Source organism: Sphaerochaeta sp. UBA5836 (assembly GCF_002432845.1).
Lineage (GTDB): Bacteria > Spirochaetota > Spirochaetia > Sphaerochaetales > Sphaerochaetaceae > Sphaerochaeta.
In genome coordinates, this window is record NZ_DJGW01000030.1 from 14,237 (window position 1) to 25,420 (window position 11,184).

At 52.7% G+C, this 11,184-nt stretch carries 14 protein-coding genes; 8 read left to right on the forward strand and 6 right to left on the reverse strand.

The window, feature by feature from the left end:
• The first annotated feature begins 112 nt into the window (after positions 1-112).
• From B3F49_RS02490 to B3F49_RS02505, 4 genes are all read left to right on the forward strand, one after another.
• Positions 113-1,003, forward strand: coding sequence for a transketolase (locus B3F49_RS02490; RefSeq protein WP_293908823.1), 891 nt, complete (start codon positions 113-115; stop codon positions 1,001-1,003).
• Positions 1,000-1,917 carry a transketolase family protein gene (locus tag B3F49_RS02495; protein WP_293908824.1) on the forward strand — a complete coding sequence of 306 codons (918 nt, stop codon included), beginning with the start codon at positions 1,000-1,002 and terminating at the stop codon, positions 1,915-1,917. The genes B3F49_RS02490 and B3F49_RS02495 overlap by 4 nt, the downstream gene beginning before the upstream one ends.
• A gap of 11 nt (positions 1,918-1,928) precedes the next feature.
• A complete protein-coding gene (locus B3F49_RS02500; RefSeq protein ID WP_293908825.1) occupies positions 1,929-3,206 on the forward strand; it encodes an iron-containing alcohol dehydrogenase in 1,278 nt (425 codons plus the stop codon).
• A 66-nt stretch (positions 3,207-3,272) separates the two neighbouring features.
• Positions 3,273-4,091, forward strand: a complete 819-nt coding sequence (locus B3F49_RS02505) for a sugar phosphate isomerase/epimerase family protein (RefSeq protein ID WP_293908826.1) — start codon at positions 3,273-3,275, stop codon at positions 4,089-4,091.
• A 38-nt stretch (positions 4,092-4,129) separates the two neighbouring features.
• Here the strand turns inward: B3F49_RS02505 and B3F49_RS02510 are convergent, their stop codons facing one another.
• From B3F49_RS02510 to B3F49_RS02530, 5 genes are all read right to left on the reverse strand, one after another.
• The gene (locus B3F49_RS02510; protein ID WP_293908827.1) at positions 4,130-4,888 is read right to left on the reverse strand and encodes an ABC transporter substrate-binding protein; all 759 of its coding nucleotides are present in this window, start codon (positions 4,886-4,888) and stop codon (positions 4,130-4,132) included.
• Positions 4,885-5,700, reverse strand: a complete 816-nt coding sequence (locus B3F49_RS02515) for a metal ABC transporter permease (protein ID WP_293908829.1) — start codon at positions 5,698-5,700, stop codon at positions 4,885-4,887. Before B3F49_RS02515 ends, B3F49_RS02510 begins: the two co-directional genes overlap by 4 nt.
• Positions 5,693-6,784, reverse strand: coding sequence for a metal ABC transporter ATP-binding protein (locus B3F49_RS02520; protein ID WP_293908831.1), 1,092 nt, complete (start codon positions 6,782-6,784; stop codon positions 5,693-5,695). Before B3F49_RS02520 ends, B3F49_RS02515 begins: the two co-directional genes overlap by 8 nt.
• Positions 6,785-6,853: 69 nt before the next feature.
• The gene (locus tag B3F49_RS02525; protein ID WP_293908833.1) at positions 6,854-7,276 is read right to left on the reverse strand and encodes a DUF3842 family protein; all 423 of its coding nucleotides are present in this window, start codon (positions 7,274-7,276) and stop codon (positions 6,854-6,856) included.
• Positions 7,264-7,890: an RlmE family RNA methyltransferase gene (locus B3F49_RS02530; protein WP_293908834.1), complete on the reverse strand. Its 627-nt coding sequence runs from the start codon at positions 7,888-7,890 to the stop codon at positions 7,264-7,266. The genes B3F49_RS02525 and B3F49_RS02530 overlap by 13 nt, the downstream gene beginning before the upstream one ends.
• A gap of 253 nt (positions 7,891-8,143) precedes the next feature.
• Between B3F49_RS02530 and B3F49_RS02535 the strand changes: the two genes are divergently transcribed.
• From B3F49_RS02535 to B3F49_RS02545, 3 genes are read left to right on the forward strand one after another with little or no spacing between them, the layout of a single operon-like run.
• Positions 8,144-8,494 (forward strand): hypothetical protein, encoded by a 351-nt coding sequence (locus B3F49_RS02535; protein WP_293908836.1) that lies wholly within the window; start codon positions 8,144-8,146, stop codon positions 8,492-8,494.
• Entirely contained in the window at positions 8,491-8,673 is a 183-nt protein-coding gene (locus B3F49_RS02540) for a hypothetical protein (RefSeq protein WP_293896180.1), read from the forward strand. The genes B3F49_RS02535 and B3F49_RS02540 overlap by 4 nt, the downstream gene beginning before the upstream one ends.
• 3 nt (positions 8,674-8,676) lie before the next feature.
• Positions 8,677-9,315 (forward strand): rhomboid family intramembrane serine protease, encoded by a 639-nt coding sequence (locus B3F49_RS02545; protein WP_293896177.1) that lies wholly within the window; start codon positions 8,677-8,679, stop codon positions 9,313-9,315.
• Here B3F49_RS02545 and B3F49_RS02550 read toward each other — a convergent pair.
• Positions 9,312-10,400, reverse strand: coding sequence for an adenosine deaminase (locus B3F49_RS02550; protein WP_293908837.1), 1,089 nt, complete (start codon positions 10,398-10,400; stop codon positions 9,312-9,314). The genes B3F49_RS02545 and B3F49_RS02550 overlap by 4 nt on opposite strands.
• A gap of 174 nt (positions 10,401-10,574) precedes the next feature.
• On the opposite strand from B3F49_RS02550, the gene B3F49_RS02555 reads away from it, so the two are divergent.
• Positions 10,575-11,087, forward strand: coding sequence for an ankyrin repeat domain-containing protein (locus tag B3F49_RS02555; RefSeq protein WP_293896171.1), 513 nt, complete (start codon positions 10,575-10,577; stop codon positions 11,085-11,087).
• Positions 11,088-11,184 lie beyond the last annotated feature (97 nt).

Genomic DNA, 11,184 nt, shown 5'->3' on the forward strand with positions numbered 1-11,184 from the left:
TTTTTCAATAAATTCTCTGATACATACAAGAATCCCTTTGACAAGATTCTTTCTCCATGATATCTATATTGTATACAGTACACAATGTAGATAAAAACAAGGAGTTTCCTAGATGAGTAAACGTATCAAGGAGTTGCTCTCCCAGCCGGGCAGAACGTTCAACGCCGATGAACTTTCCGCCTTGGCGGCATATTTCAGGATCGTTATGTTCGATACCCTGCACGATAGGGGAACAGGACACTGGGGTGGGGCTGCTTCCAGTGCAGAACTGACAACCGCCCTCTACTTCAACCGCATCTCCATCGATCCCTCCAACCCTCGGTGGGAGGATCGTGACCGAGTCATTCTTTCCAAGGGACATGCGTCGATGAATCTGTATACGATTCTCGCCCACCGCGGATTTTTCCCTGTCGAGGAACTGTCTTCGTTCCGCAAGCTTGACTCACGCCTGCAAGGGCATCCCTGCATGAACAAGCTTCCCGGTGTCGATATGTCCACCGGAGCCCTGGGCCATGGGCTTTCAGTCGGCCTTGGTATGGCTCTTGCAGCAAGACTTTCCAAGAAGAATTGGTGGACCTATGTGATCAGCGGAGAAGGGTGCCTGAACGAAGGACAGAGCTGGGAAGCCATCATGAGTGCCGCCAAGTACAAGAGCGAGCACTTTGTCCTGATGATCGACTACAACAAGGTACAGCTTGATGGAACCGAGGATGAAATCATGCCTCTCGGACCGCTTGCCGATAAGCTGAAGGCTTTCGGCTGGAATGTTGCCCCAAAGGCTTGCAACGGTCACGACACCAAGGAAATCCTTGACTCGTTTGCCTGGATGGACAGTGACGATGTATGGCCGAAGGCCGTCATCTACGACACCGTCAAGGGCAAGGGTGTTTCCTTCACCGAAGGAAAGAATACCTGGCATGGGGCTGTCATCGATGATGCCTCCTATGCAAAGGGTATTGAGGAACTGAAATCTGATCTGAGCAAGAAGGAGGCTGCACTATGAGCATTGCCATGCGGGATGCCTTCGGCAAGAAGCTTGCCGAGCTGGGCGCTACCCATCCTGAGTTGGTGGTCCTGGATGCCGATGTATCCTCTTCCACCAAGAGTGCCTTGTTCGGCAAGGCGTTTCCGGACCGTTTCTTCAACGTAGGTGTTGCCGAGGCCAACATGGTGGACATTGCCGCCGGTATGGCTACAGCCGGTTACCACCCGGTTGTCAATGCTTTTGCGATTTTCCTTGCTCTCAAGGCAACCGACCAGATTCGCAATACCGTCTGCTACAACAACCTTCCGGTGATCATTGCAGGTGCATACGGCGGGCTGTCGGACTCCTTCGACGGTGCAAGCCACCAGTCCATCACCGACATTGCCATCATGCGCGCCCTTCCGAACATGCAGGTGATCGTCCCCTCGGACAGCGCACAGGCAGAGAAAGCCCTTGAATATGCCCTGACGCAAAAGGGGCCTGTCTACATCAGGCTCAACCGGAACGCAATGCCGGACCTGCCTCCAAGTGAGGCCATCGGGACCGTCTGTGCAGTCGAAGGTACCGATGTAACCATCGCTGCAAACGGCATCACCGCCAGTTTTGCCATGGAAGCGGCCGCCTTGCTTGCCAAGGAAGGCATCACAGCTGAGGTGCTCAGTGTTCCCATGGTCAAGCCGTTCGACCCGGCACCGGTCGTCAAGAGCGTTGCCAAGACGGGCAAATTGCTTTGCACCGAAGAACATGTGCTGGCTGGTGGCTTTTTTTCGGCAGTCAGCGAGGTCTTCATGAAACAGGGAATATCCTGTAAATTTGATGCTGTTGGAATTGAAGATACGTTTACCGAGTCCGGCCCGTATGAGCCGCTCTTGGCAAAGTATGGAATAAGCGCAGAGAACATTGCAAACCGTGCAAGAGCTCTCTGCAAATAAGGAGAATAATAATGGATCAAATGAAACGTGCCTATGAACTTCTGAAAGAGTGGAAAGGGGATTCCTATGTCCATGGTCTGGGTGTCCTTGACCAGGTAGGTCCTCTCGCTGCAGCTTTCGGCAAGCGTGCACTGGTGGTCAGCAATACCACCTATATGAAGCCTGTTGCCGATCGTGTAGTCTCGTACCTGCAGAGCTCCGGTGTTGAGCTTGCCGGTGGTGTCATCGCCCCCGATGCCAAGCCCAATGCCCCCCGTGAGGACGTCTATCGTCTTGAGTCGTACATCCTGCACACCAAGCCGGACAGCATTGTTGTCATCGGCGGCGGTTCGGCAATCGATGCTGTGAAGGCCGCCAATGCCTTGGCAGCCCTTGGGTCCAAGGTCACCCCCGAGATCGACCACTACTTCGGGACCAACGTGGTAAGTGATGCTCTTGCAAAGACCAATACCACCCTGATTCCGGTGATTGCCGTCCAGACTTCCGCTTCCAGCGGTGCCCACCTGACCAAGTATTCCAACATCACCGACCCGGTTGTCGGGCAGAAGAAGCTGATCGTTGACGATGCATTGATTCCCACGGTAGGCCTCTTCGACTACGAGACCACCGTCTCCATGCCGATATCGGTCACCATCGACGGGGCCCTCGATGCCATCGCCCACACCTTCGAGGTGTTCTGCGGTGCAAAGGAAGCCACCTATGAGAAAGCCCGGCAGATTGCTGAATGCGCCATCAGCCTGGTAGCCCAGTATGCCAAGGTGCTGGTTGACGATCCGAAGAACATCCAAGCCCGTGAAGCCATCGGCCTTGCCACCGACCTCGGCGGCTATGCCATCATGATCGGCGGAACCAGCGGTGCTCACCTGACCAGCTTCTCCCTCGTCGACATTGTCAGCCACGGCACGGCCTGCGGAATCATGAACCCGTACTATGCGGTGCTCTACAGCAAGGCCATCCAGAAGCAGCTCAAGGTTGTTGGTTCAATCTTCGCTTCCTTCGGGTTCGGTTCCCCGGTTGAGAACCTTGAAGGCCGTGATCTCGCCGTGGCCGTAGCCGAAGCTATGATCGCCTTCAGCAAGTCCATCAAGGCTCCTTCCAAGCTCACCGACCTCAAGGGCTTCACCGATGCGCACATCGAGCGTGCACTCTCTGCAGCCAAGGACCCTCAGCTTGAGATGAAGCTGAAGAACATGCCTGTGCCGATGACCAGCAGTGATGTGGACGTCTATATGGAGCCGCTGCTTCGTGCAGCCGCCACCGGAGACCTCTCCCTGATCAAGGAGATGTAAGCCTGTTACCCGGAAGCAGGGCGCCCCAAGGTGTCCTGCTTCGCTTTACAAGGAAAGAGTAAAATCATGAAATTAGCAGTAGCCATTGCCTCAAAAGAGGCCCTTCCCAATGCCTTTGTTGTGTTCAGGGGAGTGAAGGAGTCGATCATCAAGGCTCATGAGCTCGGATATGACGGGGTGGAACTCGCACTGAAGAATCCCAATGAAGTGAACAAGCACGAATTGAGGCAGTGGCTCAGGGAGAACCGGTTGGAAGTGAGTGCCATCTCCTCCGGTCAGGTCTTCGCAGCCCGCGGTCTTCACTTCACCGACGAGAATCAGGAGAACAGGGCGGAGCTCTACAAGACATTTTGTGAATTCATCGACCTGGCCGGAGAGTTCGGCTCTTTGGTGAATATCGGACGAACCCGCGGTCCCATCGCCGGACGCGATATCGCCTTGGTTGAGCGTCTCTTCCTGGACATGGCCCACAAGGTTGCAGACCATGCAAAGAAACGCGGTGTCGAGTTGATTCTCGAACCGGTGAACCGCTACGAGATCGACTTCATCAACAACCTTGATGAATGTACTGCGATGCTGAAGAAGGTCAACCGAAAGAACTTTTTCATGATGCCCGATGTCTTTCATATGAACATCGAGGATGACAAGATCGGAGAGAGCTTCATCCGCAACAAGGAGTATGTCAGGTACGTGCATTTTGCCGATACCAATCGTCATGCACCCGGCGACGGACACATGAACTGGAAAGAGATTTTCGAGGCCTTGACCGCAATCGGCTACGATGGATGGACTACCGCAGAAATCCTGCCCTATCCCGACCCCGATACCGCAGCCAAGCGCACGGTTGCCTTCCTGAAGGAACATTACGGCAAGTATTACCGCTAAGCAGATTGAGAGCCTCCGACCGGAGGCTCTCACCGTCTTCAGCGAAAGAGTTCCTCGATGTTGGCCCCTACCATTTCAGCAAGGCTTCCTCTTCCCCCCCGTTCGGGGAAGTTGCGCCACACCACCAATCGGGAACCGGGGGAGACTTCGAGCAGGGGTTTTGCAATCGGGTTGTGGACGTTGTCGATGATCAGGTTGTAGCCGCCTTTGGCAACCTCTGCAATTTGGGCGGCTGTGAGCGGTCCCGGGCCGAAGGTTCCTGCAACAAAGAGTCCCAAATCCTTGGCAAGGTAGACCTGCATGCTGTGGCAGTATACCTTCAGCCGGTACATACCTTGTTGCCTGACCTTCTCCGCTCCCTTTTCAACAACCTGTACATACTGCTCGACACGCTTATCACTTTCCGCCTGCGTCCCCGTCAGGGATGCTATCAGCTGTGCCTGCTCCCTGACGTTTTCAATGCTGTTGTTGGTGTTTATCTTCACCAGGGAAGCCTCATTCTTCTTGATCGAGGAGCCCATGCTCTGCATCATCCGCTCATATCCGGCATAGATGAAGTACTGTGCATTGTTGATCTTCAAGACATCGCTGACGATGATTTCATACTCCGGCGGGTGGATCAGGTTGGCGGGGGCGATGAAGGGAACGTCATCGAGGCCTCCGATGTCTGCGAAGGCGGCAGTCCAGCTGGTGGAAGCAACGATGGCGGGAGGAGCTGCCGCTTGTTCAGGCATTGCCTGGGCGAAGAGCGGGACAGATGCGATGAGCAGCAAAAAGCAAATACTCCATTTTTTCATACGGTTTTTCCTTTCTTGCGTGATGTGGGTATGAGATACAGCAGGGCCGAGAGCAAGGCAATCGCTGCGCTGGGGGGGAGGTCGGTGGCGACAGCCAGCAAATAGCCGAGCGTCGAGATGAACAGGCCGGTGAGACATGAGTACCACAGCAACTGCTTCAGGCTGGTTGCGCGCTTGCTTCCAACCATGACAGGAAGGATCAAGAGGGCGTCGATGAGCAAGGCACCGAGCAGCTTCATGGCAAAAGCGATGACCAAGGCGATGACCAAGGCCATGAGGGTGTGGTGAAGCTTTACCGCCATTCCCAACGATTGGGCGATCTCCTGGTCGAAGAACATGGCACTTATGGTGCGGAAGTTGAGCACCAGATAGAGCAGAAGTACCACTGCGATGGCGATCAAGGTCGCAATGTCAATGGCGCTCAGGGCAAACGGGCTGCCCCACAGCAGCTGCAAGGTATCCTTGGCAGGGACATCCCATAGGTGCATGACCAAGGAGGCGAGGGCCATGGAGAACACCATTGCTGCGGCACTGGCAAGGCCGAATCCATGGGATGAGTCTCCTTTGAGAAGCAGCATGAAAAGCACGAGCAGGACATTGAGCAGGATGCTTGTCGGCAGCACCGGCAGTGTGAAAGCCAATGATATGGCTCCGCCAAGGATGACGCCATGCATGAGCATATAGCGCATAGGCACCAGGTTCAGGCGCAGTACCATGACACCGCTTGCAGGGAAGCAGAGTCCGGCGATTGCCATTGCAAAGAGGCCCCGTGCTACAGGAGGGAGGCTGAGGGCGAACAGGAAATCATGCATGCCTGCCCTCCAATCGGAGAACCGGCCAGGTGAGGTCGGCTTCAAGCTCCTTGTCGTGCGTGACGATCACGATAGTCGGCATCTCATCCACGGTGAGGGAGTGCAGCACCTCGACAAGCGTCTTTCGGCTCTTTGCATCCAGAAACGAGGTGGGTTCATCGAGAAGCAAGAGTCGCGCTTTTTGGCAGAGGGTGCGCGAGAGCGACACTTTCTGCCGTTCCCCACCGCTGAGCGTAAAGAAATTGCGGTCGGCCAGTTCATACACCCCGGTTCTTCTGAGGGCGGTGTCGATCTCCCACTTCTGCTGCTTGGGCTCGAGGCTGGAATCGACCGCCATGCTGACCACCTCCCGTGCCGATACCGGGTATTGCTCCTGGGTCTGTTGCTGTTTGATGTATCCGATCGTCCTTTTGGCCAGAGCCGATGGCTCCTGACCATCGATGAGAATGGTTCCGCTTGTGCACTTGAGCTTTCCCATCAAGAGATTGAGCAGGGTGGTTTTGCCCATGCCGTTATCCCCTTGAATGATGAGTCTTCCCCCTTCTTCAACATCGAACGAGAGGTCCTCAAGCACCGGCGGGTTGTCGGGGTACGCAAAGGATACCCGTCGGGCGGCAATGCTCACCCCCTGTACCAGCTTTGCCCTTCTTCTGAGCAGGCGGTACATCTCCTCCTCGCTCTCCATATCCATAAGCAACTCTTCGGTTTTGCAGTCCAGATGTGGAATGCGGGTCTCCCAGCTCACTGCAATATCGTTCGCTTCATAGAACTCGACGGCAAGGTCGCTTATCAGATTGATGTGAGCCCGCTTGATGCCCATGCGGCTCATCAACACCGCTGCAGCTTTTCCTGCCGCCGTATCATGGGCGCACAGGCAATCGCGTTCGCCTTCATACGTGGACAAGAAGCGTTCAAGGGCAAAGAGCGGAGTAAGCCAGCGGCCGCTGTCTGAGAAGATGAGCCGGTCACGGTTGTAGACACATAAGGTGATTCCCTCAGCAAGAGGCTTTTTATAGAGTTCCACGATCAACTCCCCATAAAAAAGCCATGAAAGCAAAGGATTGACATCCTTCTCTGCCTTCATGGCTCTTTTCGTAAACAGGTAAACGGTTTAGGAACAGCCCCTTCATGGGGCTGGGTAGGGCGTATTGTACTAACCTTGACGCTGATTGTCAAGAAAGGTTGCAATTTCAGATAAAGCAAGGTCAATCATTTCTGTCAGGTTCAGGTCCTGCCTTCCTACGATGCTTACATTGCACTTGCTGATGGGAAGCAGGATCTTGTGGGCCTTGCTCTGAGCAACAGCCACCGCCATCGTCGGGGTGATCTCCCCGTGCAGGGCATCGGCTGTGATGATTCCCAAAGGTCCAACGATCAAATCGGCATTCCGTGCGGCAACCACAACCGGATTCTCCCCCGTGGCGATCCCGTCGGCACCACTGCGCAGCATGGCGCTCGTTGCAAGGCTGTTGGTTCCGATGGCCAGTACCTGTACGTGTTCGAATCGCTTCTTTATCGCTTCGACCAAGCTTTTCCCGAGGCTGCCGCCCTGACCGTCGATGATTACGATTTGCATGCTCCCCCCTCCATCTCCAGTCGGTCCAAGCCTACCAGATAAATCTCGAAGGAGTCATCCCTGCAAGCCTTCGGCTTGAAGGGTTTTACCTTGGCAAAGAGCGTACGCATGAGCTTGAGCAGCTCGACCTGGCCTCCTCCCTGAAAAATCTTGACCACCAGATTCCCGTGAACCTTCAGATGATCCTGTGCCAGATATACAACCTGCTCGGCAAGGTTTTCACTGCGTGCCGTATCCACGGCCCGGTTGCCCATCGTCATCGGGGCTGCATCACTGATGATGACATCGTAGGGTCCGTGGGATATGAGCTTCTCTCTCATCTCTTTCCCAAAAGCATCCCCGACGTAGGATGTGACAGTCGGTGGTACCGGATTGAGGTTCAGGGGATTGAGGTCGACTGCAATAATCGTACCCTTGCCCTTGATCAACTCATTATGGGTATAGAGCGTCCACGATCCTGGAGCCGCCCCCACATCCAAAACAGTATCACCGCTTTTGATAAGCTTGAAATTCTGCTGCAGCTCCTCGAGCTTGTAGACGGAGCGGGCGGGGTAACCTTCCTTGTGTGCACGTTTGGTATAGGAGTCTGCACGGTCTCTTCTGCTGGTTGCCATGCCTAGACTATACCAAAGCAGGCAGAAGGGTACAAGAAAGGTGCCAGTGAGATTTTGTGGGGTGGGAAGGTAATTCTCACTGGCACCCAAGGTAAAACACGAAAAGGAGGTTGAAAAAACGGTTGCTCTGTTCTGTAGATAACATAGCAATTATCGTGCCAATTGTTTTACATGTACTCTAAGCGATGTATGAATACTGTAAGCCTTAGAATGAGGAGTGTAGGAGAGGGTATCAGCTGTGCAATTACTTCACATGCTTACAAGATTGCACACCTCAGGGCAAAAAGATGGTGCCAGCGGTATTTGTGGGGTGGGGAGAGAGAGCCGCTGGCACCAAAGAAATCACACTTTAAGGAGGTTTGAAAAAACTGTTGCTCTGTTCTACTTAATAACATGCAACTTGCGTGCCAACTTGAATAGTTATGCATATGGACAAAATATACAGCTTATTGTATTGATGCAGGAGAGCCCTCTTGCTGGGTCGGTGTGCAAAAAAGTAACATCATTACAATTTTTCACAGGAGAGGGCAAAAAAGAAGGATGCCAAAAGCAGATTGGGGTAAATCTCTTGGCATCCTGTCGGTATGAAAAAGGAGGAGTATGAAAAAAATGTTGCTCTGTTCTGTTTATAACAATGCAATTAGCATGCCAACTTCAAAACCTCAAATGCGAGTGTCTGGAGGGGTTTTGCATGCCATGAATCTGTGTATTGCTTGCACACCCGATGAAAACTGTGCAATTTTTGCACAATTGACGATTTGGTCGGCAATTTATACTGTATAGCATATGAAGAAAACCTCACTCATCAACCGGAGATTCCGGGATGGAACATATCAGAACTACACCCTCAAGTTGGTAGTGATCAACGCCTTGGTCTACCTGCTTACCGCCTTTTTGTATCCGAGAAGCGCCTACTATTTGGCGATGATTCCCTCATTCGTACTGGGTGGGTATCTCTGGCAGCCGTTCACCTACATGTTTGTCCATGGTAGTTTCAATCACCTGCTGTTCAACATGCTCAGCCTCTTCATCTTCGGCTCGATGGTGGAAAAGCGAATCGGCAGCAAGGAATTTTTGCTCTTCTATCTTTTGACAGGCCTGTTCAGCGGGATTATCAGCTTTATCAGCTACTATCTGGCGGGGACCAATGTGATTCTGGTCGGGGCTTCAGGAGCCATCTACGGGGTGTTGTTGATGTTCGCTGTCTTCTACCCGTACTCGGTGATATTCGTATTCGGATTTATTCCGGTCAGGGCTCCGATATTGGTCATTCTCTATGCAATCATAGAGCTTTCCAGCCAGCTGTTCGGCAGCGGTGGCAATGTAGCACACCTGACCCATCTGAGCGGGTTGGTCTTTGGGTACCTCTATTGCAGGATCAGGATGCGCATCAATCCCACCGACGTCTTCAAGCGCACTCTTTAATAGTCGTTGATGCCGTACTGTTCGCGAATGGCAAGATATCCTTTCTTGATTACATCGTAGATGATGGAGAGCTTCTGGTCGTGATGGATGAAGGCTGACTTCATGGCATTGATGGTAATCTTCTCCAAATCCCGGATGTTCAGATTGTAGTATTGAACAGCCAATTCCATTTCACGGGTAAGGTTGGTGTCGCTCATCAAGCGGTTGTCGCTGCAGAGGAAGACACGGAACTTATTCCGGAAGAAAATCGGGAAGGGGTGGCTTGCATAGTCTTTTACGGCTCCGGTTCCCACATTGCTGGTCAAACACATTTCCATCGGGATTCGGCGGTCGAGTATGAAGTTGGCAAGCGATCCCATCTCTTCGATTCTCGTTCCTTCAAGCCCCATGTCCTCCACCAGACGCACCCCGTGTCCGATACGGTGGGCGCCGCACAGCTGTACCGCCTGCCAGATGGACTCCACTCCGAAGGCTTCTCCGGCATGGATGGTGATGTTGAAGTTCTTGTTGCGGATGAACTGAAAGGCTTCCAGATGTTTCTTGGGAGGGTAGCCTATCTCATCACCGGCAAGGTCGAATCCAACCACACCACGGTCTGCAAATGCAACAGCAAGTTCGGCAATGGTATGACTGATTTGCGGACTTTGGTTGCGCATGGCGCAGAGAATCAAGCCGGTGGGCATGCCCGTCTGCCGGGTTCCTCTCTGCAATCCATCGAGAACGGCCTGGACCACCTGTTCCAGACTCAGTCCTTTGCTGACATGGAGGATGGGGGCAAAGCGGATTTCTGCATAACAGATGTTCTCTTTTGCCAGATCCTCAACCGCTTCAAAGGCAACCCGCTGAAGGGCTTCTTGTGTCTGCATCACCTGGGTGGTTACCCCGAAAGGTTCCAAATAAAGGGTAAGACTTTTTTGTTTGCAACCGCGAACGAACCAATCATGCAGCTTCTGTGGATCCTTGCTGGGAAGCTCTACCTGTTGTTCCTTGGCTAGTTCCAGAATGGTCTGGATTCTCAATCCGCCGTCAAGATGGTCATGCAGTTCCACTTTCGGAACCTGCTGGATGATTTCCTTGGTTACCATACAAGCATCATACAGCATATTTGTATGAAGTGGCAAATCCTAAAGCAGTCAATTGGAACGAAGATGCCCGAACTCGGAAAATTATTGCCTTCGAGACTATACAATTTTAGGAAAACTTGGAATACTATGTATAGATAAATATAAATCAAATAATAAATAAGGAGATATTGAGTTATGGCAAAACGTGAAGAAACCCTGAATAAGAAGTTGCTCGCAGCTGCTGTTTCCGCTACCAAAGTGAAGGAGATCAAGACCCTCCTGGACCAGGGTGCTGACATTCACACCCAGAACGAGTGGGGCCTTACTCCCATCATGCTTGCCGCCCAGTATAATCCTTCGGTCAACGTATTGAAGGCCTTGCTTGAGGCAGGGGCCGACATCCAGGAAGCTGAGCCGAAGTACCGATCCAACTCCCTGCATCTTGCCGCAAACAAGAGCACAAGCCCGAAAATCATTGAGGAACTTCTCAAGGCGGGTGCCGATCTCAACGCCCGCAACTACCTTGGAGAGACCGCCCTGATCATGGCGGTGAACAGCAATCCTGAAACCCGCATCGTCTCAGCCTTGCTGAAGGCGGGAGCCGATATCAATGCACGGGATTATCAGGGGCACTCTGTGCTTGAGTACGCCAAGGCTGCCAAGAGAACTTATATTGTCAATCAATTGAAGAAGATGGGAGCGAACTGATTTCACCCAAGAGCTTTGTCCCGGCGAAGGAACTTTTTTGGTTTATGAAACGATAAGCCTCAAGTTCAGGATCTTGTACACCTAGAAGACGCAAGAT